The organism is Herbaspirillum sp. Her4 (assembly GCF_057961335.1).
In genome coordinates, this window is record NZ_CM176330.1 from 4258122 (window position 1) to 4279576 (window position 21455).

19 protein-coding genes are annotated in these 21455 nt (G+C 65.4%); 4 read left to right on the forward strand and 15 right to left on the reverse strand.

The features are described 5' to 3' along the window. The first annotated feature begins 75 nt into the window (after positions 1–75). The 4 genes from ACWFUC_RS19275 to ACWFUC_RS19290 all read left to right on the forward strand — a co-directional run bounded on the left by ACWFUC_RS19275 (position 76) and on the right by ACWFUC_RS19290 (position 6210). Positions 76–3522, forward strand: a complete 3447-nt coding sequence (locus ACWFUC_RS19275) for a hybrid sensor histidine kinase/response regulator (RefSeq protein WP_489623036.1) — start codon at positions 76–78, stop codon at positions 3520–3522. Continuing rightward, entirely contained in the window at positions 3500–4480 is a 981-nt protein-coding gene (locus ACWFUC_RS19280; protein ID WP_489623037.1) for a response regulator, read from the forward strand. Before ACWFUC_RS19275 ends, ACWFUC_RS19280 begins: the two co-directional genes overlap by 23 nt. 93 nt (positions 4481–4573) lie before the next feature. Continuing rightward, positions 4574–4771, forward strand: a complete 198-nt coding sequence (locus ACWFUC_RS19285) for a hypothetical protein (RefSeq protein ID WP_008329502.1) — start codon at positions 4574–4576, stop codon at positions 4769–4771. Between the two features lie 239 nt (positions 4772–5010). Beyond that, positions 5011–6210 (forward strand): alginate lyase family protein, encoded by a 1200-nt coding sequence (locus ACWFUC_RS19290; protein ID WP_209581622.1) that lies wholly within the window; start codon positions 5011–5013, stop codon positions 6208–6210. Positions 6211–6265: 55 nt separating this feature from the next. Here ACWFUC_RS19290 and ACWFUC_RS19295 read toward each other — a convergent pair whose 3' ends face one another. From ACWFUC_RS19295 to ACWFUC_RS19365, 15 genes are read right to left on the reverse strand one after another with little or no spacing between them, the layout of a single operon-like run. Beyond that, complete coding sequence (locus ACWFUC_RS19295; protein ID WP_489623038.1) at positions 6266–7735, reverse strand: cobyric acid synthase; 1470 nt, start codon at positions 7733–7735, stop codon at positions 6266–6268. Beyond that, a complete protein-coding gene (gene cobD, locus ACWFUC_RS19300) occupies positions 7728–8738 on the reverse strand; it encodes a threonine-phosphate decarboxylase CobD (protein WP_489623039.1) in 1011 nt (336 codons plus the stop codon). Before cobD ends, ACWFUC_RS19295 begins: the two co-directional genes overlap by 8 nt. Continuing rightward, positions 8731–9690 carry an adenosylcobinamide-phosphate synthase CbiB gene (gene cbiB, locus ACWFUC_RS19305; RefSeq protein WP_489623040.1) on the reverse strand — a complete coding sequence of 320 codons (960 nt, stop codon included), beginning with the start codon at positions 9688–9690 and terminating at the stop codon, positions 8731–8733. Before cbiB ends, cobD begins: the two co-directional genes overlap by 8 nt. Next, positions 9684–10295 carry a bifunctional adenosylcobinamide kinase/adenosylcobinamide-phosphate guanylyltransferase gene (cobU, locus tag ACWFUC_RS19310; protein ID WP_489623041.1) on the reverse strand — a complete coding sequence of 204 codons (612 nt, stop codon included), beginning with the start codon at positions 10293–10295 and terminating at the stop codon, positions 9684–9686. The genes cbiB and cobU overlap by 7 nt, the downstream gene beginning before the upstream one ends. After that, complete coding sequence (gene bluB / locus ACWFUC_RS19315; protein WP_489623042.1) at positions 10292–10963, reverse strand: 5,6-dimethylbenzimidazole synthase; 672 nt, start codon at positions 10961–10963, stop codon at positions 10292–10294. Before bluB ends, cobU begins: the two co-directional genes overlap by 4 nt. Next, positions 10960–12294 (reverse strand): cobyrinic acid a,c-diamide synthase CobB, encoded by a 1335-nt coding sequence (locus ACWFUC_RS19320; RefSeq protein ID WP_310158573.1) that lies wholly within the window; start codon positions 12292–12294, stop codon positions 10960–10962. Before ACWFUC_RS19320 ends, bluB begins: the two co-directional genes overlap by 4 nt. Continuing rightward, positions 12294–12896, reverse strand: a complete 603-nt coding sequence (gene cobO, locus ACWFUC_RS19325; RefSeq protein WP_489623043.1) for a cob(I)yrinic acid a,c-diamide adenosyltransferase — start codon at positions 12894–12896, stop codon at positions 12294–12296. Before cobO ends, ACWFUC_RS19320 begins: the two co-directional genes overlap by 1 nt. A gap of 31 nt (positions 12897–12927) precedes the next feature. Next, positions 12928–14055 carry a CobW family GTP-binding protein gene (locus ACWFUC_RS19330; protein WP_121041546.1) on the reverse strand — a complete coding sequence of 376 codons (1128 nt, stop codon included), beginning with the start codon at positions 14053–14055 and terminating at the stop codon, positions 12928–12930. Between the two features lie 2 nt (positions 14056–14057). Continuing rightward, on the reverse strand, positions 14058–15617 hold the full coding sequence (gene cobJ, locus ACWFUC_RS19335; RefSeq protein WP_489625566.1) for a precorrin-3B C(17)-methyltransferase: 1560 nt from the start codon (positions 15615–15617) through the stop codon (positions 14058–14060). A gap of 18 nt (positions 15618–15635) precedes the next feature. Further along, positions 15636–16439: a cobalamin biosynthesis protein gene (locus tag ACWFUC_RS19340; protein WP_489623044.1), complete on the reverse strand. Its 804-nt coding sequence runs from the start codon at positions 16437–16439 to the stop codon at positions 15636–15638. Continuing rightward, a complete protein-coding gene (cobM, locus tag ACWFUC_RS19345) occupies positions 16436–17212 on the reverse strand; it encodes a precorrin-4 C(11)-methyltransferase (RefSeq protein ID WP_034339136.1) in 777 nt (258 codons plus the stop codon). Before cobM ends, ACWFUC_RS19340 begins: the two co-directional genes overlap by 4 nt. Beyond that, entirely contained in the window at positions 17209–17967 is a 759-nt protein-coding gene (gene cobI, locus ACWFUC_RS19350) for a precorrin-2 C(20)-methyltransferase (protein WP_489623045.1), read from the reverse strand. The genes cobM and cobI overlap by 4 nt, the downstream gene beginning before the upstream one ends. Next, positions 17964–19157 carry a cobalt-precorrin-5B (C(1))-methyltransferase CbiD gene (gene cbiD, locus ACWFUC_RS19355; RefSeq protein WP_489623046.1) on the reverse strand — a complete coding sequence of 398 codons (1194 nt, stop codon included), beginning with the start codon at positions 19155–19157 and terminating at the stop codon, positions 17964–17966. The genes cobI and cbiD overlap by 4 nt, the downstream gene beginning before the upstream one ends. Further along, positions 19154–20731: a precorrin-8X methylmutase gene (locus ACWFUC_RS19360; RefSeq protein ID WP_209534714.1), complete on the reverse strand. Its 1578-nt coding sequence runs from the start codon at positions 20729–20731 to the stop codon at positions 19154–19156. The genes cbiD and ACWFUC_RS19360 overlap by 4 nt, the downstream gene beginning before the upstream one ends. After that, the gene (locus ACWFUC_RS19365) at positions 20728–21453 is read right to left on the reverse strand and encodes a cobalt-precorrin-7 (C(5))-methyltransferase (protein WP_252695857.1); all 726 of its coding nucleotides are present in this window, start codon (positions 21451–21453) and stop codon (positions 20728–20730) included. Before ACWFUC_RS19365 ends, ACWFUC_RS19360 begins: the two co-directional genes overlap by 4 nt. Positions 21454–21455 lie beyond the last annotated feature (2 nt).

A 21455-nucleotide genomic window follows, 5' to 3' on the forward strand; every position in this document is an offset into this window, starting at 1 on the left:
GCCTGCGCTGCAGCACACTGACAAGGCGCTGACGGACATGACCCACCGGAACCCCCGACCCCACCAAGAGCCAACGTGACCCATCCCGCCACTCAACGCATCGTCAAGGTCCGGCGCGACTACAACACCTGGGTCGCCAACGAGACGCTGGAAGACTACGCGCTGCGCTACACGCCGCTGTCCTTTCGCCGCTGGTCCGAATTCCGGCTGGCCAACACGGCGCTGGGTGCCACCTCCTTCCTGGCGCTGGAAGCCATCAGCGGTGCCATCACTCTGAGCTATGGCTTCACCAATGCCTTCTGGGCCATCGTCTGCGTGATGGTGCTGTTCTTCGCCACCGGCCTGCCCATCAGCTATTACGCGGCGCGCTACGGAGTGGACATGGACCTGCTCACGCGCGGCGCCGGCTTCGGCTACATCGGCTCGACCATCACCTCGCTGATCTACGCCAGCTTCACCTTCATCTTCTTCGCGCTGGAAGCGGCCATCATGGCGCAGGCCATCGAGATCTATTTCGGCCTGCCGCTGGTGTATGGCTATGTGCTCTGTTCGCTCATCATCATCCCCATGGTGGCCTACGGCATCACCCTCATCAATCGCCTGCAGATGTGGACCCAGCCACTGTGGCTGGTGCTGCTGGTACTGCCCTATGCCTGCGTGCTGTACAAGGAACCGGAGGCGCTCTCCAATCTGATGAGCTTTGCCGGCCGCGCCGAAGAAGGCAGCTCCTTCAACCTCACGCTCTTCGGCGCGGCCGCCACGGTGGCCTTCTCGTTGATTGCGCAAGTAGGCGAACAGGTGGACTTCCTGCGCTTCCTGCCGCAGAAGACTGCCGCCAATCGCGGCCGCTGGTGGAGCGCCCTGCTGCTGGCCGGACCCGGCTGGATCCTGCTGGGCGGGGCCAAGATGCTGGGCGGCACGCTGCTGGCATTCCTCGCCATCCAGCATGAAGTGCCGATGGCACGTGCCGTGGAACCGACCCAGATGTACCTGATCGGCTATCAGTACGTGTTCGGCAATCCGGCCTTTGCGCTGGGGGCGGTGGTGCTGTTCGTGGTGGTGTCGCAGATCAAGATCAATGTCACCAATGCCTATGCCGGCTCGCTGGCCTGGTCCAACTTCTTTGCGCGCCTCACGCACAGCCATCCGGGGCGCGTGGTGTGGCTGGTCTTCAACGTGCTGATCGCGGTGCTGCTCATGGAGCTGGGGGTGTTCAATGCGCTGGAACACGTGCTGGCGCTCTACAGCCTGGTGGCCATCTCCTGGATCGGGGCCGTGGTGGCCGATCTGGTCATCAACAAGCCGCTGCGCCTGAGCCCGGCGCACATTGAATTCAAGCGCGCTCACCTGTATGACGTGAATCCCGTTGGTGTCGGTTCAATGGTGATTGCCACCCTGCTCTCCACACTGGCCATGTCGGGCGTGATGGGCAAGACCATTGCCGCGATGGCACCCTTCATCGCATTGGGGACGGCGCTGGTGACGGCGCCGCTGATCGCGCTGGCCACCGGCAGCCGCTACTACATCGCGCGGCGCGATACGCTGTGCGAGCAGAACTATCGGCCCGTCACACCCGGACAGGCGCACTCGGTACTGGATTGCGTGATCTGTGGCAATGCGTTCGAGACGCCGGACATGGCGCATTGTCCAGCCTACCAGGGGGCCATCTGTTCGCTGTGCTGTTCACTCGATGCACGCTGCAAGGACCGCTGCAAGACGCCCCGCGCACGCCTGCCCAACCAGATTCTTCATACGCTGCGCCAGCTGATCCCGGCGCGCTTCGCACTCAAGCTCAATACGCGTATCGGGCATTACCTGAGTGTCTTCGGGCTGCTGGCAGGCGGGCTGGCCATCGTGTTGTGGATGCTGTATTTCCAGCAGATGGCCGATCTCTCCGGGCTGAGCTTGTCTGCACCGGATTCGTTGCGGGGCGTCTTCATCAAGCTGTTCTGCCTGCTGCTGGTAGTGGTTGGCGTCGGTGCCTGGTGGCTGGTGCTCACCAATGAAAGCCGCGCCGTGGCCCAGGAAGAATCGGAGCGCCAGACCAACCTGCTGCTGCAGGAAATCGAAGCCCACAAGCAGACCGATGCCGAACTGCAGCGCGCCAAGGAAGCCGCCGAATCGGCCAACCTGGCCAAGAGCCGCTTCGTGGCCGGCATGAGCCACGAACTGCGCACGCCCTTGAACAGCATCCTCGGCTATGCACAGATCCTGCACGTGGACGCCACCATCCCGCCGGCCCGCAAGGAAGCCATCGCCATCATCCGCCGCAGTGGAGAACATTTGCTGAGTCTCATCGATGGCCTGCTCGACATCGCCAAGATCGAAGCCGGCAAGATGCGGCTGGCCTCGGACGAGCTGGCGCTGGAAGCCTTCCTGGAACAGATCGTCGGCATGTTCGCGCCACAGGCCGAACAGAAGGGCCTGCACTTCCGCTTCGAGAAATCCGGACGCCTGCCGCAGATCGTGCACGCGGACCAGAAGCGGCTGCGCCAGATCCTCATCAACCTGCTGGGCAACGCGGTGAAGTTCACCGATCACGGCGGCGTCACGCTCAAACTGCGCTACGCCCGCGAGATCGCGTATTTCGATGTGATCGACAGCGGCATCGGCATTGCCGACGATGACCTGGAACGCATCTTCCTGCCCTTCGAGCGCAGCAGCGCCGCCAATCTGCGCGAGGACATCGGCACCGGCCTGGGCTTGGCCATCAGCCGCATGCTGGTGCACATCATGGGCGGCGAACTGAGCGTGCAGAGCAGGGTCGGCCACGGCAGCAGTTTCCATCTCAAGATCTACCTGCCTGAAATACACGTCCCGCGCCCGCGCATCAAGCTGGAAGACCAGATGTCGGGCTACGCCGGTCCTTCTCGCCACATCCTGGTGGTGGACGACCAGGCCTCGCAACGTCGCCTGCTCAGGGACATGCTCATGCCGCTGGGATTCGTGGTGAGCGAAGCCGACAGCGGACTGGCCTGCATGGAGCGTCTGGGACGCGAAGTCCCGGACCTGATCCTGCTGGATATCGCCATGCCGCAGATGGATGGCTGGACGGTGGCCCGCGCCATCCGCGCACGCGGGCTCACGCAGCTGCCCATCCTGCTGGTCTCGGCCAATGCCTTCGAGAACCTGCATGAGCGCAACGAGCCGCCGCTGGTCAATGACTTCGTGGTCAAGCCGGTCTCGTATCACGAATTGCTGGGCAAGATCCGCCAGCATCTGCAACTGGACTGGGTGGCGAGCATCCTTCCTGCTGTGCCGGCAGAAGTGCCACCGCCATCTGCGGCGCCACAGGCCCTGATGCTGGTGCCACCGCAAGACAAGCTGGCCACCCTGCTGGAACTGGGCAGCATCGGCTACGCCAAGGAAATCCTGCGCCAGCTCGACGCCATGGAGCGCCAGCAGCCGGCCTACCTGCCCTTCACCACCGAGCTGCGGCAGCTGGTCAAGCAATTCCGACTGAACGAATACGTCACCCGCATCAAGGAGCTGATCCGACATGATCTCAACGACGTTCGATAGACACGTGGTACTGATCGTCGATGACATGCCCGACAACCTGGCCATGTTGTCCGACGCGCTCGATGAGAGCGGCCACATCGTGCTGGTCGCCACCGACGGCCTGGCGGCGCTGGAGCGGCTGGATCACATCACGCCCGACCTGATCCTGCTGGATGCGATGATGCCCGGCATCGATGGCTTCGAGACCTGTCGCCGCATCAAGCAGGTCAAGCGCGTGGCGCATGTCCCGGTGGTGTTCATGACGGGCCTGTCGGAGACCGAGCACGTGGTGCGCGGCTTCGAGGTCGGCGGCATCGACTACGTGACCAAGCCGATCCGTCCGCAGGAGGTAGTGGCGCGCATTGGTGCGCATATCCGTACTGCGCGCATGATGACGCAGACGCGCGGCATGCTGGAACATGCGGCAAATGCAGTGATCGTTCTGGGCGGCAATGGCTTGCCAATGTGGCAGACCAGCAAGGCCTCACAGTGGCTGGAAAAATACTATGGTCCGGCGGCACCGGCCAGTCACAAGCTGCCCGGGCCCTTGCAGGTCTGGCTCAACGAGCAGCTGGTACGGCAGCGCCAGGGCGAGAGCCTGGATCACGTACCGCCGTTGATCGTGCGCCAGCAACAGGATGAACTGCACATCACCCTCTCCGGTCCGGGCCAGGGTCATGGCGTGAGCCTGGTGCTGGAGGAGAAGATCGCCGGCTCGGCGCATCGCGGCGAAGAGCTCATGGTCCTGCCGGCCACTCTGGAAGGCGCACGCCTGACGCCGCGCGAAAGCGACGTGCTGCTCTGGCTGGGCAAGGGCAAGACCAACCGCGACATCGCCGAGATCCTCGGCATGAGTCCGCGTACCGTCAACAAGCACCTGGAACATATCTTCGTGAAGCTGGGGGTGGAGACGAGATCGGCGGCGGCGGTGCTGGCCAGCAGTATCACGGCGGCCAGCGGCAGCCAGTTGCTGCAATGAACCCGGCCCAATAAAAGTGCGCACGCATGGCCGGTTTGGCCTATCCTTGCACAGGGCACTCACGCCCATCATTACCGAAGCAAAGGAGTCAACATGCCCAAGAAAGAGAAACTGGACCCGGAAACCGAAGCCCTGATCCAATGGTGTACCGAAGTCGAGCAATTCCTGGTCAAGGGCGGTGCCACGCTGGACCAGGCACAAGAGCACATCGAGGAACAGGTCGAATGGTTCACTGACCTCTACTACGATGGCCTCACCCCGGAAGAAGCCGCCAAGGAAGCCCTCGCCTGATTCTTATCCGCCACTCCCCCAACCGCATCCCGGCCCGCAAGGCCGGGATTTTCTTTGGCTGACACGCCGCACCGTGACACCGGGGCCGCCGGGGCAGGCCACCATTCACAGGACAAGGCAAGTGAAACGTCTGTGATCTGAGCTGAACCCGGCCAACGTAACGCAGTCAGAGGACGAGCCTGGTTCAGTGATGCCAGGCTTTGCAGGACACTCCACTATCGCCCCTTCACGCGCACACCATGCTGACAATTTTCTTGCAGACCACCCGAACCACACTGCGTACCGCCTTGCTTTGCCTGTGCGCGGGATGCACGCCGCTGGCGCTGGCCGAAGGCAGCGCCTTCGTTCATCCGGGCGGCCTGCACACCACCGCCGATTTCACCCGGATCAAGACCCGCCTGGCCGCCATGGACCAGCCCTGGACTGCAGGCTGGCAGCGCCTCACCGGCAACCGCCACGCCGGCCTCGACTGGCAGCCGGCGGCGGTCCCCGTGATCTATCGCGGCAAGGATGGAGCCGGACATGCAGAAAACTACAGCCGCCTCTTCAACGATGCGGCCGCAGCCTATGCCCTGGCCCTGCGCTGGAAAATCAGCGGCGACGATCGCTATGCCGCGCGCGCGACGCTCCTGCTTGACGCATGGGCCAGCACCTTGCAAGCCATCGAAGGCAGTTCGGACCGTTTTTTGGCATCGGGCATCTATGGCTACCAGCTGGCCAACGCGGGAGAACTCCTGCGCGACTATCCACATTGGCCGGGCGGCGGCTTCAACGCGTTCAAGGACATGATGCTGCGGGTCTTCTACCCGATGAATCACGACTTCCTCACCCGCCACAATGGAGCCCGCATCGATCACTACTGGGCCAACTGGGACCTCGCCAACATGAGTTCGATGATGGCGATCGGGATCCTGGCCGATCGCCACGATCTCTACCAGGAAGCCGTCCGCTACTTCAAGCAGGGAGCCGGCAATGGTGCCATCAACAATCTGGTCTGGACGCTCTATCCCGACGGTCTTGGCCAGATCCAGGAAAGCGGTCGCGACCAGGGACACAGCCTGCTGGACCTGGCCCTTGCCGGCGCGTTCTGCCAGATGGCCTGGAACCAGGGTGATGACCTGTTCGGCTACGAAAACAATCGGCTGCTGCGCGGTGCCGAATATGTGGCGCGCTACAACCTGGGCGATACCGTTCCCTTCACGCCTTATCACAACAGCGACGTGACGCAGGAGACCATCTCACCCGCAGGCCGTGGCGAACTGCGTCCGATCTGGGAACTGCTGTACCAGCACTATGTGGTGCTCAAAGGCCTGCCCGCGCCCGCCGTGCAACGCTTCGCCGAGAAGGTGCGGCCAGAGGGAGGCGGCGGCGACTACGGACCCAACAGTGGTGGTTACGATCAGACCGGCTATGGCACCTTGATGTACACCTTGCGTTAGCAAGCCACCCCTCCCGGCAGCGCCAGACAATCAGACGTGCGTCTGGCCTGCCGTATTACTTCAGCGCAAACCGCGTCGGCACCCGCTGCAGGGCGTCATACAAGGGCCGGCAGGACTCGGCCAGACGCTCCAGACTTGTTTCGCGCAGCGCGTCCAGATCCACCGGCTCCGTTCCCGCCAGTCCGGCCCAGGCCAGCAGCGCACCGAAGGCTTGCGGCGTATCGAACATGCCATGCAGGTAGCTGCCCAGGATCTGACCATCTTCCGATTGCGCACCCTCGCCGCGCCCGTCGATCACGAACGCAGGACGCCCCAGCGCCGGGCCGGAGGACACGCCCATGTGGATCTCGTAGCCACTGACCGTTGCAGCCGTCTCTCCGAAGGCGCACTGGCCGCTGACCTGCAGCAGTTTCTTCTCACGCGTCAATTCGGTACGCATGGGCAGCAAGCCGAGGCCGGCACTGCTGCCGGGTGCGCCTTCCACGCCATGCGGGTCGTCCACGCTCTCCCCTAACATCTGGAAGCCGCCACAAATGCCGATGAGCTTGCCGCCATAGCGCAGGTGCCGCGCGATGGCCGTGTCCCAGCCATGTTCCCGCAGCCAGCGCAGGTCACCGCGCGTGTTCTTGCTGCCGGGCAGGATGATGAGATCGGCGGGCGGCACCGGCTGACCCGGCCCGATGAAACGCAGGTCTACACTGGGATGGGCGCGCAGCGCGTCAAAGTCGGTGTGGTTGCTGATGCGCGGAAAGACCGGCACCACAATGCGGAAATCGCCCTTGCTCTCCTGCGTGGCCGCCACGGCATCCTCGGCATCGAGATGCAGTCCGTGCAGGTAAGGCAGCACCGCCAGCACGGGCTTGCCGGTGCGGGCTTCGAGCCAATCCAGGCCGGCCTGCAAGAGACTGATATCGCCCCGAAAACGATTGATGATGAAGCCGATCACGCGCTCTCGCTCACTCTCGGAAAGACAATCGAGCGTGCCGGTCAGATGGGCGAAGACGCCGCCCCGGTCGATGTCGGCCACGATGATGACCGGGCAATCGACCGCTTCCGCAAAGCCCATGTTGGCGATGTCGCGCGCGCGCAGGTTGATCTCGGCCGGACTGCCCGCCCCTTCCACGATCACGCAGGCATATTGCGTGCGCAGACGCTCGTAGGATTGCAGCACGGCCTGCATGGCTTCGGTCTTGTAGCGGTGATAGTCACGGGCGTTCATATCCGCGCGCACCTTGCCATGCACGATGACCTGAGCGCCGGTATCGCTGGAAGGTTTCAGCAGCACCGGGTTCATATCGGTGTGGGGCGCGATGCCGGCGGCCTGGGCCTGCAGGGCCTGGGCCCGTCCGATCTCGCCACCGTCGCTGGTGACGGCGCTGTTCAAGGCCATGTTCTGCGGCTTGAAGGGGGCGACGCCGATGCCATCCTTCTTCAGCAGGCGACACAGCGCAGCGGCCAGGGTGCTCTTGCCGGCATCCGACGTGGTGCCCTGAATCATCAAGGTGTGAAAGGGAAAATCAGCCACGTTGGCTCCATGTGTTCAAGGCATCTTGCAGACGCGTCCAGCCCGCTTCATCCGGCGGCAGGCCGAGCCGAATGCCACCGGCGCCGCGCGTGAAGAGGCGCACCCAGATGCCGGCACGCGCCATCGATTCATGAAACACCTGCGCCTCGGGCTCGAGCCACCACTGGAACAGCGCCGTACCACTGGCGCGGATGCCGTGCTGCGCAAGCAGCGCATGCAGGCGTTCGCCTTCGGCCAGCAAGGTCTGCAGCGTGGCGGCCTGCCATGGTCGATCACACAGCGCGGCGCTGCCGATCTGCTGGGCCGGGCCGCTGATGGACCAGGGACCGAGCCAATCGGCCAGCGCCTCCAGCACGGCGGGCGCAGCCCCCACGAAACCCAGCCGCAAACCGGCCAGGCCAAAAAACTTGCCGACCGACCGCAGCACGATCAGGCCAGGCTGGCCGCTGTGGGCGGCCACGCTGTGGCCTTGCACGGTGTCGCCAAAGGCCTCATCGACCACCAGCCAGCCACCGCGTGCGGCCAGCAGCGCCGCCCAGCGTAATACATCCTCCGGTGCCACCATCGCACCGGTCGGGTTATTGGGATTGCACAGGACCAGCACCTCGCAGTGCGACTCACGGACCGCCTCATCCAGATCGTCATACGGCACCTCCCGCACGGCATGCCCTGCACGCCGCCAGCAGTGGGCGTGTTCGGCATAGATGGGGGCCGCGACCACCACCTGTGCCGGTCGGCCTTGCTGTTGCAGGCGCAGTTGCGGCAATGCCTGTATCGCCGCTTGCGTACCCGCCACGGCCAGCAGGCGAGGCGCCCCGTAATACGCGCAGGCAGCCTGTTCCAGCGCGTGCGAAGGTTCGGGCAGGCGATGCCATGCATCGGGCGCAGGTGCAGGGGCCGGGTAAGGACGCGGATTGATGCCGGTGGAGAGGTCCAGCCAGTCACTGCGCGGACGGCCATAATGGCGTGCCGCGTCGTTGAGATTGCCGCCGTGTTCAAGCATGGTGCGCTCCCATTCCGGTAGCCAAACTCAGCAGCGCCAGCGCACAGACCACGGCCACCCACAGCGCCGTGGTCATCGCCACCAGACGCCAGGCGCGCACGATGTCCGGCCCTTGCGGCGGCAGGCCGCGTCCCAGCGGAGGGCGCTCTTCCACTTCACCGTCGTAGATGGCAGGTCCACCCAGGGCCAGCCCCAGTGCGCCGGCACCGGCCGCCATCACGGGGCCGGCGTTGGGGCTGCTCCAAGCGGGTGCCTGCGCCTTCCAGCAATCCAGCGCTTGGCGGCGCTGGCCCAGCCACGCATAGGAGAACGCGGTCAGGCGGGCGGGCAGCCAGTTGAGGGCATCATCGATGCGGGCGGCAGACCAGCCAAAATACAGGAAACGCGCATTGCGATAGCCCCACATGGCATCCAGCGTATTGGCCAGCCGGAACAACAACGCCCCCGGACCGCCCGCCACCAGAAACCAGAACAAGGTGCCGAAGACGGCATCGTTGCCATTCTCCAGCAGGGATTCAACGCCCGCCTTGGCCAGCTCGCCCTCGCAGGACTCACGCGTATCACGGCTGACGATGTACGAGGTCAGCCGCCGTGCCAGTGGCAGATCGCCTTGCGCCAGCGCCTGCGCAATCGGCAGCGTATGTTCGCGCAGGCTGCGCAGGCCGATGCAGAAATACAGCAGCGCCGCGTGCGCCAGCGCGGCCAGCCATCCCGGCAATACGGCAATGAGCCAGGCGCAAGCCAGCACCGGCGGCAACACCGCCAGGCACCAGGCCAGCACACCGCGCAGACGCAGCGCGGGAGCGTGATTGAGCCTGCCCTCGATGCACTTGGCCAGGTTGCCGAAGCCGACCAGCGGATGCCAGCGCCGCGCCTCGCCCAGCAGCAGGTCCAGCGCGATGCCCAGCGCCATCAATGCGCCCAGCGCGGGCCACGACAGCCCGCTCAACATGGATGGTCCTTGAAGGTCAGCGGCAGGCCGGCCGCCACCCATTGCACGCGTTCGCACAGGGCCGCTACAGCCTGGTTCAGGCGCCCTGCCTCATCGACGAACCAGCGCGAGATCGCCCCCTGCGGCACGATGCCCATACCCACTTCATTGGAGACCAGGATCACGCTACCCTGCGCGTCCTGCAAGGCGCGCAGGAAATCCGCGCGCTGCTGCGTAAAGGCCAGCGGCGGCGTGATCGGCCCTACCTCCGGATAGTCCACGCCCTCGGCGAAGAGCAGGTTGGCCAGCCAGACGGTGAGACAGTCGACCAGCACCACGGACTCGGGCCGGCTCAGGCTGCGCAGCGCCTGACCCAATGCCAGCGGTTCTTCCACGGTGCTCCAGTGGCCGCCCAGCTCGCGGCGGCGCTGCTGGTGATGGGCGATGCGTTCCTGCATCTCGGCATCGTCGCGGCTGGCGGCGCGATTGGCGGTGGCCAGATAGACGATCTCCTGCGGACCGGACTGCGCCGCCGCCAGGGCCAGGCGTTCCGCGTGGGCACTCTTGCCGCTGCGGGCGCCGCCGAAGATGAGGCTGCGATGTCGGGTTGAGATTGGGGAAGTCATGCTTGTGATGCTCCTTGCGCGGGCCAGCGGTCTTCAAAGACCAGGTCCTGCAGACGTTGGCGGGTCGCCCATTGCTCCTGCTCCAGCATGGGCTTGTCATAGAAAGCGGGCACGTGGCCCAGGCACAGCACCGCCACCGGTTCGGCGCCTTCCGGCAGATGCAGCAATTGCGCCAGTGCCACCGGATCGAAGAGCGACACCCAACCCATCCCCAGCCCTTCGGCACGGGCGGCCAGCCACATGTTCTGCAGCGCGCAGGACAGCGAAGCCAGGTCCATCTGCGGCAGGGTGCGGCGGCCGAAGATATGGGCCTCGCGCTGGTCCATCAGGGCTGCGACCAGCACCTCGCCACACTCGCGGATGCCTTCCACCTTCAGTCGCATGAATTCGTCTTCGCGCTGATCCAGTGCGCGGGCAGTGGCGATGCGTTCCCGCTCCACCAGGGCATGGATCTGCTGGCGCAGCGCCTGGCTGCGGATGCGAATGAAACGCCACGGCTGCATGAAGCCCACACTGGGACCGTGATGAGCCGCCTGCAGCAGGCGTTCCAGCAGTTCAGGCGCGACCGCATCGGGCAGGAAATGGCGCATGTCGCGCCGCTCGCGAATGACACGGTAGACCGCATCGATCTGCGCCTGCGGATAGCGGTGAGAGACGCCCTCGCTCATGAGGCCGCCCCTCCCAGCAGCGCCGCCACCGTGCGCGGCGCCGAACGGAAATAGGCGTGCAGATAGCTGGCGGTGACCTGGCCACGGCGATAGACCACTTCCCCTTCGGAAGAATCAAAGAGACGCTCGCCGCGTGCGATGAATTCCGCCCCGACCACCGCACGCGAATAGTGGAAGGTATGGCAGCGCAGATGCTCGCCGACTGCACCGGGCAGGTTCAGTTGCAAGGTCTGGTAACCGAGTCCCTGCAGGCGCGGCTGCACCGTGGCCTGGCCGGGCAGGATGCCGCACAGCTGGCCGCTGCTACCGTCACCGGCAATGACCGTCTCCAGCAGGAACAGCATGCCGCCGCATTCCGCATAGAGCGGCTTGCCGGCCCCGGCATGGGCGCGCAGGCTGGATTGGGTGCGTTGCGCGGCCTGCAAGGCTGGCAGGTGCAATTCCGGATAACCGCCCGGCAGCCAGACCGCGTCGCACTCCGGGACCGCTTCATCGGCCAGCGGCGAGAAGAAGGTCACGCTGGCCCCCATCAGCGCCAGCAGATCGAGGTTGGCGGGGTAGATGAAGGAAAACGCCAGATCGCGCGCCACGGCGATGGTTTTGCCCTCCAGCAGGCGCGGGAATGCGCGTTCCGGCGGGGGCGTACCGAAGTCCACTTCCGGAGGCAGATTGGCCAGTGAAGTAGCGGACATTCTTTCGGCCACGGCATCCAGGCGCGCATCCAGATCGGCGATCTCGGGCGCAGCCACCAGGCCCAGGTGGCGCTCCGGCAAGGCGAATTGCATGTCGCGCTGCAAGCCGGTCAGCAGCGGCACTGAAGGCCGTGCATTCTGCAGGCCCTGGCGCAGCATCTGCGCATGGCGCGGACTTGCCACGCCATTGGCCAGCACCCCCGCGAACTTGAGCTCGGGACGATAGGCCAGCAAGCCTTGCGCCAGCGCGCCGATGGTCTGGCCCATACCGCGCGCATTGATGACGGCCACGATGGGAATGCCCAGCAACTGCGCCAGATCGGCACTGCTGGGCTCGCCATCGAAGAGGCCCATCACGCCTTCCACCAGCAATACATCGGATTCGGCGGCGGCCAGTGCCACCTGGCGGCGGCAGTGATCCTCCCCGCCCAGCCACAGGTCGAGGTTGGCCACCGGCTGGCCGCTGGCCTGCTGCAACACCATCGGATCGAGGAAATCCGGTCCGGTCTTGAACACCCGCACCCGCTTGCCCTGGTGCCGGTACAGGCGTGCCAGGGCGGCGGTGATGGTGGTCTTGCCGTGGCCCGAGGCCGGGGCCGAGATGAACAGGGCCGGGCAACGATATTGCGGGGCAGACATCAGAACTCCACGCCTTTCTGCGCCTTCACGCCCTGCTCCTTGTAGGGATGTTTCAGCGGGCGCATCTCGCTGACCAGGTCGGCCTGTTCAATCAAGGCCTCCGGCGCATGGCGGCCGGTGACGACGATGTGCAGCATCTCGCGGCGTGCCGCGAAGACACTCAGCACTTCCTCCAGATCGAGGTACTGGTATTTCAGGACGATGTTGAGTTCATCCAGGATCACCATGTCGTAGCTCGGATCCCCGATCATGCGCACGGCCTCGTCCCAGCCGCGCGCGGCGGTGCGCATGTCGGCGTCGCGGTCCTGGGTATCCCAGGTGTAGCCTTCGCCGACGACGTGGAAGTCACAGTTGGCGTGCCCGCCCAGGAAGTCGCGCTCGGCGCTGTAGAGCGCGCCCTTGATGAACTGCACCACGCCCAGCTTCATGCCGTGGCCGAGGATGCGCATGCCCATGCCGAAGGCGGCACTGGACTTGCCCTTGCCGGTACCGGTGTTGACGATCAGCAGACCCTTTTCCTTCTGGGCGGCGGCCTTCTTCTTTTCGAAGCCCTCCTTGTGACGCTGGGTCATGCGCTTGTGCGATTCGGGATCGGTTTTCATGGTGAGGTTCTTTCCTGGTACTGCAACAAATTCAAATCCATTCGGTGCCGGTCAGCGACGACAGCAACTGCGCCACACGCGTGCGACTGGGGTGGTAGCCAATGAAGACCAGTTCCGATCGTCCCGCGCTCTTGCCGCCCTGCGCGCCGGCCACGACGGCCCGCGCACGCACGGCTTGCAGCAATTGCGTGCTGCCCTCGGCAGTGGCGATGAAACCCTTGGTGCGCAGGATGGGCTGGTCCAGCGCCACGGCCACCACGGCACGGCGCAGGGACTCCGGCTCCTGCGCTGCCTGGCTGCGCAGCGTAAAGGATTGCCAGCCGGGATCCTGCTCATGGAAATGCTTGTGGGTGGACAAGCCATGGCTGTGCGCGCCCAGCCCGGAGTGTGCATGGCCATTGAAGCGCCACTGGTCCGCTGCCACGGTGGAGCGTTCGCCCGGCATGCCCACCGGCGTGTAATGGTGATGCACGGTGCTGCCTGCCTGGTGCAGGCGCAAGCCGAGTGCGAGACGGATGTCCAGCCTCGCTCCATAGGCCAGCTCCAGGAAACGCACGTTCGGTGCCAATGCGCGCACGGTCTCCTCAGCCTGCAGCAGCGGCGCTTCTTCCATGCCATCGATCTTGTTCAACACCACCACGTCAGCGCATTCCAGCTGCTGGCGGAACAGCTGCGCCGTCGCATCGCGCACGGCGTCGCCGCTGGCAAAGGCTTCTTCCAGCAGCAGCGGCGTGTCGACCACGGCCAGCGTGGCATCGAGCACGAAGTGCGGGGCCAGTTCCGGCGATTGCAGCACTTCCATGACGGCACTGGGCAGGGCCAGGCCGGACGTCTCGATGAGCACGTGATCGATCTGTGCCCGCCGTGCGGCCAGGGCCAGCATGGCGGGGACGAAATGTTCATCGTCGCCATAGGCGATGAGGCCATGGGCAAAATCCTGGATCTGTACATGACCCTGCGCATCTCCTTCGGCACGCAGCAGGTCGCCATCGATGGCGACCTCGCCGAATTCATTGATGAGCAAGGCCAAGCGGCGCGACTGGCGACGCTGGACCAGGCCGCGCAGCAAAGTGGTCTTGCCGGCACCGAGGAAACCCGTCACCACTGTTACTGGTATCGGCGGCAATGGTGGCGGCAAGGAAGGTAAGACGCTGGCCATCTTCAGCCCCCGGCCAGTGCCGCCAGTTGCGCCTGCAGGGCCGGCACATCATGGGCCACCTGCGGATAGGCCAGCGCTGGCCGGCGCACCGTCAACAGCGGGATGCCCAAGGCGCGCGCCGCCTCCACCTTGGCCCGATAGCCACCGGCCTCGCCCGAATCCTTCGTGACCACGCAGTCGATGCCCCAATCCCGCCACAGCGCTTCATTGAAGGCCTGCGAGAACGGTCCCTGCATGGCGCACAGGTGGGCGCGCGGCAAGCCCAGTTCCAGCGCGCGCTTGATGAAGTCCGGATCGGCGGTGACGCGGGCGAACCATTGCTTGTCGGCCGCACCGGGCGCCTGCACGAAGCTGCCCAGGTCCTTGGAGCCGGTGGCCAGGAAGATGCGGCGGCCCATGGCGATGGCGCGGGTGGCGGCTTCTTCCATGTCGGCGCAGGCGTGCGGATCATCGGCGGCCAGGTCGCTAGCACGTTCGTAGCGCAGATACGGTATCGCCAACTCCTTGGCCAGTGTCATGAGTTGCTGCGACATCTGCACCGCAAACGGATGCGTGGCATCCACCAGCACGCGCGCCTGGCTCTCGCGCAAGGCCTGGCGACGCGCTTCCACGCCCTGGCGGCCGGACCAGACGTGAGCCCCCGGACAATCCTGGCTGGCCAGTTCGCCGCCATAAGCGGTCGCCGTGGAGATCACCACCCGCTCGCCCTGCCCGGCCAGCTCGCGTGCCACCAGATTGCCATCGCTGGTACCGGCAAAGACCCACACCGCCTGCGGCGGCAGTTGCGCCACTTCAGCGGCCTGTGATTCTTCGCTCCAGTCGTTGTAGCCGCGCGGCGTAAAGATCCAGTCGCGCTTGCGCTGGGTAAAGCGGTTGCCGATGACGATCGAGGTCAGCATGTCGAACTGCAGGCCCGGCAATTCATCCAGGCGATGAATGGACACCTGCTGGCCCGGACGATAGGCGTTGCGCACGACCCCGCACAGGGTATGCGGAGCCTTGTGTTGCAGCATCAGCTGCAGGATGCGATAGACGCCCTCCTGCCGCCCGGCACTCTGCACGTTGTAGAGCACGCAGGCCAGGTCGGCCTGGGCGATGTGGCTGGCGCGCTGTTCGATCCAGGACCACGGGCACAGCAGATTCGACAGCGACAGCGTGGCGAAGTCATGCGACAGCGGCGACCCCAGCAGCGAAGCGCAGGCATTGGCCGAGGTCACGCCGGGAATGACGTTGACCTCATAGGTATCGTCCTCGCGCATGTCGTCGAAGGCCAGCGCGGCCATGGCGTAGATGCCGATGTCACCGCTGGAGATGAGCGCCACGCGGCGCCCGGCGCGGGCCTGCTCGATGGCCAGCAAGGCGCGCTCGCGCTCTTGCGTGAGGGGCGGCGTGTGGATTTCCTTGCCTTCGATGTGCGATGCGATCCAGCGCAGGTACAACTCGTAGGCGACGATGACCTCGCTGTCGCGCAAGGCCTCGATGGCGCGCGGGATGATCATCTCTTCAAAACCGGGGCCTACGGAGACCAGGTTCAATACGCCTTTTTTCTTGACGACTTCCATCTGCATACTTTCCATGTTTTACAGCTTGTCTTTGAATGTCCGCCAAGCATCGGCGTCATCCACCACGGCTACGGTCACCCCGTCCAGCGCGGTCTTGCCCAGCAACAGACGGCCACGCGGGCTGGCGATCAAGGCCGCCGGTTCGCATACGCCGTCCACGCCTACATTCTGGCGCACCCACTCCGAGGGCTTGCCGACCCAGGCGCGCTGGGCGATCTGCTCGCGTGCAATCACGCGCAGCGGCAAGTCATGGGTGGCGCAAAAGGCCAGCAGGCCGGGCTCTTGCGCCTTGATGTCGATGGTGGCCACTTCGCGCACCTGGGCCAGCAAGGTGCCGGGGCACAGGTCCAGCGCCTGCGCCACGGCAAGGGCAATCTGTTCCGCCGAGGCCAGCTTGCGGCAACCGATGCCCAGTACCAGCGGCTTGACCGCTTCCGTGGCGGTCGTCACCACCGGCTGCGCCCCCGTCAGTTGCGCTACGCGGTAGGCCAGTCCGTTGGCCCCGCCTTCATGTCCGGCCAGCAAGGCGATGGCAAAACGGGCCACCTCATCGACCACCACCAGCGCCGGATCGCTGTGCTTGTCCTGCGGCAGGCCGTCCAGGAAGCGCACGGCAATGCCGGTGGCGCCGATCATGATCCATTGACGATGGCGGCGATAGGCCAGCGCAAACTGCTGCCGCTGCGACAGTCCGCCCTCGGCCTGCAGCCACGGCTGATACAGCTCGCCGCCCAGCCTGTCCTGCAGGTAAAGAGCCAGCGCCGCCGCCTCGGCACGCACCGGCCACAGGCCGAGTTCAGCCGGGGCGACGGGGGGATTCATGCGGCGTCCTTGTTCTTCTTGACCACGCGGAAGAGGTGCGTGAAGTCCTTGGAGTAGAGACTGGATTCGGCGACCTGCTCCTTGTTCAGGGCGGCCCCCACCAGCATCATGGTGGTCAGGTTCCACTCGCCGCGCTTGTTCTCTTCCAGCACCTTGTCGAGCGAGCCCTGATAGATGCGCTGCTCCGGCCATGTCGCACGATAGACCAGGGTCACGGGCGTTTCCGGCGGATAGTGCAGCAGCAGGTCGTTGACGATCTTCTTGAGGTGCGGACCGGAAAGGAAGATGCACATGGTGGCCCGATGTGCCGCCAGCGAAGCGATCGACTCCGATTCCGGCACGGCTGAAGCACGTCCCGACACCCGCGTCAGGATCACGCTCTGCGACACCTCCGGCTTGGTCAGTTCAGCCGACACCGCCGCTGCCGCAGCGGTGAAGGACGACACGCCCGGTACCACTTCATAGGCAATGCCCAGCGCATCGAGGCGGCGCATCTGTTCGGCAGTCGCGCCGTAGATGGCGGGATCGCCCGAATGCAGTCGCACCACGTCAATGCCCTGCTCCTGCGCACGCACGTAGCAGGCTTGCTGCTGCTCCAGATCGAGGGCGGCGGTATCGATGATCTCGGCCTCGGGGTGGCAATGTTCCAGCAAGGCGGTCGGCACCAGCGAACCGGCATACAGCACCATGCGCACCTGGCCCAGCAGGCGCGCACCGCGCAGGGTGATGAGGTCGGCCGCACCGGGGCCGGCCCCTACGAAATAAACTTTCATGCATTTCCTTTCGAATTCTCTTGGGGCGCACGATGGCGCTGCGCCTGCGCCGTCTTGCGGATCAGCAGCACGGCGAGATAGCCGCTCGCTTCTGCCGCATCCAGCGCGGTGAGGTCACTGGCCAGCACTTCGCCCTCCAGACCGATGCGACGGGCGAAGCCGCAGTGCTGCGCAATGCCCATCTCCCGCAGCAAGGCCAGCACCCAAGGCAGGCGCGCACCGACTTTCATCAGCACGACGATGTCATGGCCTTCGATCTCGGTGCGCAGGGTGGCGGCGTCTTCCGGACAGGGCAGGATCAACGTGCGCTCCTTGCCCACCCCCAGCGGCCATTCCAGCGCGGCAGCAGCAGCGGCATAGCTGGTGATGCCGGGCAGCGTCACGCAATCACACCCGGGATACAGGTCACGCACGGCCGCCAGCACATAGCCGTAGGTCGAATAGGTCAGCGCATCACCGATGGTGAGATATACCACCTGCAGGCCCTCACGCAGTTGCGCCGCCAGTTGCTGGCCCAGTTGCGCGTAATGTTCCTGCAGGACCTGGCGATCCGGATCCATGTTGAATTCGATTTCGCACAGGCGGCTGCGGTCGAACTCCACGCCTTCCAGGCATTGCAGGGCCACCGACAAGTCCGCGCCACGCGCACGCGGAATGTAGATCACGTCGGCCGAGCGGAGGGCAGTGAGTGCCGCCAGCGGCAGATAGCCGGCCGGACCGGGACCGACACCGATCCCCGTGAGACGCCCGCTCATGCGCCCTCTCCCAGTTGCCGTCCGTCCAGATCGAACAGCCGCACCACGATGCGTTCAACCGCCGGCACGCGCGCCTGGGTGAGCGCCGCAATGCGGGCTTCGATCTCGCACCAGAGGCGGCGCGACAACGCGGCATCCTGCTGGCGCACCAGTTCTATGATTGCTTCCACCGTATTGGCTTCCTTCATCTGCTGCAGCAGGGCGGCGTCAAAGCAGACGCCCTGCCCCGCCGCGTTCATTTCTTCGGCCACGCGGGCCACGCCCTGCATGGCCATGTTGCTCTTGCTGGAGTGCGTATCCCATACACCATCCAGCACCTTGGCCAGTTTGCCCGGATGCCCCGCCAGCCACAGCAGCGGCAGCGTGCGTTCCTCTTCGGCCAGCGCCTTTTGCGTGAAGTCCAGCGCATCGCCGAGGAAATTGGCGATCTGCACGCTGCGCTTGTCGGGCAGGCCCAGCGTCTGTGCCACGAAGACGCGGCCGATCTTGCCCGGCAGGTAAGCCACCGCATCGCCCGACGCGCAGGCGGCCAGGGCGACGCGGATGTAGACCTCGATGGAGGCGATCCACGAGGCCATCGACATCGGCTCCACGATGCCCGAGGTGCCCAGGATGGAAATGCCACCGACGATGCCCAGCTTGGGATTGAAGGTTTTGGGCGCAATCGAGAGACCTTCGCGACAGCCGATGGTGAGGTCGAATCCGCAAGAGCTTGCCTCAGGCTGCAGCTCCGCCAGCACCTCCGTCACGGCCGCGCGCATCATGGCACGCGGCACCGGGTTGATGGCCGGCTCACCGACCGCTACGCGCAGGCCGGGCATGGTGGCCGTGCCGACGCCCTCGCCCGCGAAGAAGCGGATCTCGCCCCCGGCATTGCGCCGCACCTGCGCCACAATGGTCGCACCGTGCGTGTTGTCGGGATCATCGCCACCGTCCTTGAGCACTTCCGCCTGCGCGGTATCGGCATCGATCATGCTCACGGACTGGATCGGCACACTCAGGTAATGCAAGCCATCCGGCAGGCTCACTTCGGTCTGCTGTACCGTCATGCCTGCCAGCAGGCGATACAAGGCCGCACGCACCGCAGCGGTGGCGCAACTGCCGGTACTGCGTCCGCGCCGCAGGCCATTGGGCGCCAGCACGGACAGGTCGTACTCGGCACGCTGCAGCTCGCCGCTGGCCTCCTTCACTGCACGCCTTCGCTCTGCGCTTCCTGCGCGACCAGCCAGGCGATGGCATCGATCATCAGTGCATTGACCACGCTGGCCGCCCAGGGCGAGCCGCCGCGCGTACCGCTGTTGGTGATGCGCGGCACCTGCAGGCAGCGGCGCAGTTCATCCTTGCTCTCGCGCGTGCCGACAAAGCCGACCGGCAGGCCGATCACCAGTTGCGGCCGCCAGCCGTGTTCGCGGATCAGGCGCACCGCCTCGGTGATGGCTGTCGGCGCATCACCGATGGCCAGCACCATGTCGTTGCCAAACTTCTGCCAGGCGCGGCGGATACCGGCGGCCGAGCGGGTCATGCCGAGGTTCTGCGCCATCAGGTGCGATTCGGGATCGTGCACGCCGCACCAGGTTTCCACGCCCAGCTGCTCCAGCACGGCGCGCTTGAGGCCGGTCTGGACCATGGTCACATCCGTTACTACCCGCTTGGTGCGCAGCAAGGCCTTCATGCCGGCCTGTACGGCACCGGCGGAAAAATAGATTTCATCGGCCACGGCGAAGTCGCCGCTGGTGTGGACCAGGCGCTGCAAGACCGTCAGGTGATCGGGCGGGAAGCCGCTCCAGTCGCGTCCGGCCTGGATGATCTCCATGCTTTCCGCTTCGATGGGATGGGGCACGTAAGGGGCCGTGCCTGCCGTGGCCTGCGCCAGCTGCTCGCGCGCGGACAGATCGCGCACCTGCAGGTGATGCGCGCGCTGCGGCTCGCCGACCTGCTGCTCGAAGCCGACGATCTGCACCCGGTACTTGCAGAGCGTGCAGTTCATGGCGGCACGGCCTTCAGCGGCATCACGCGCGCGTTCCAGCATCACATCGGCCACGTGCGCATGCACGCCCAGATAGGCGGCCTTGAGCACTTCCACGCCTCGCTCGCGCTGTGCCAGTTCATCGGCAGCAGCGTAGATACGCTTGACCAGCACGCCATCGAAGAGGAAGAACGGCAACACCACCAGACGCTGCCAGCCTTCGCCAGCGGCCTGGGACAAGCCGTCCCGCACCAGCGGCGTGGCCGTGCCCGAGAAGCAGACCTTGACGCCGCCAAAGCCCATGCCTTCCTGCACCATGCGCGCCAGCTTGGCGATCTCGCCATTGGCGTCCGGGTCGGTGGTACCACGGCCGACCAGCACCAGGCAGGCATCCTGGCGATGGATGATTTCTTCCGAACCGGCTTCGGCTTCCACCACGCGCTGCTGCACCAGTTGCAGCAGCAGCGGGTGCAGGTCCATGGGCGCGCCGAAATGGAAATCGACCTGCGGATAATCGCGGGCCAGGGCCAGCAGTTCGGCCGGCATGTCGTTCTTGGCATGGCGTGCGCCCAGCAGCACGCCGGGCACCACCGCCACTTCGGTGGCACCGTCGGCCACGCAGGCAGCGGCCGCTTCCGAGATCGTGGGGGCCGCAAATTCCAGATAGCCATGGCGCACGATGCGGCCCTCGGCACGATCCCGCACCAGCGCGACCAATGCCTCGAATTCTCGCAGGGCATCGGGATCGCGGCTGCCGTGGCCGGCGATCACGACAGCCGATTGGCGCGTGGCGCTCATGCCGGGGCTCCCGCTGCCACCTTCTCCGGCGGCGGTTCGATCTGGCTGTCCATGGGCGTCAAGGTACGGATGAGCATGATGCTCATGTCGCTGAATTCCTTGTCGGCACAATCGGCCAGCTTGCCGTGCCACTCGGCGTCGCCCCGGGTCAGGTTTTCCCAGACTTCCGTGGGATGTTCGGGATTGACGCCCTGCTGCAGCAGATAAGTCGCAATGTGACGCGGCATGAAGGAGCGCGCCGCATCCCACGGACAAGGGATGACGATGGCATTGCGTCCATCGTTCAATACGTTCACCAGGTGGCGCTTGAAGGGCTCCAGGTCGCCGCGCCGGTGGAAGGTGATGAAGGTCGTTTCATCAAAGCACACCCGCGCCCTGGAAGCGAGGATCTGCGCCGAGGAAATGCCCGGCAAGGTCTCCACGCGATGGCCGCAGGCGCGCTCTACGCGCTCCAGGTACTGGAACCCGCTGAAGTGGATATCGCCCATGAAGACCACTACGCAGCGCTTGCCCGCGTGATGCAGGGCGGCGACTTCGTCGAGCTTGGCGACCTGGTCGCGATAACCCATCAGCACGACCTGCGCGCTGGCGGGGATGAGGTCCTTGACCACATCGACCACGGCATTGAAGCCGGCCACCACGTCGGCATTGCGGATCAGTTCCGCGCCGCGCATCGTCAGGTAGGAATGGTCGCCGGGGCCGGCACCGATGCAGATGATCATGT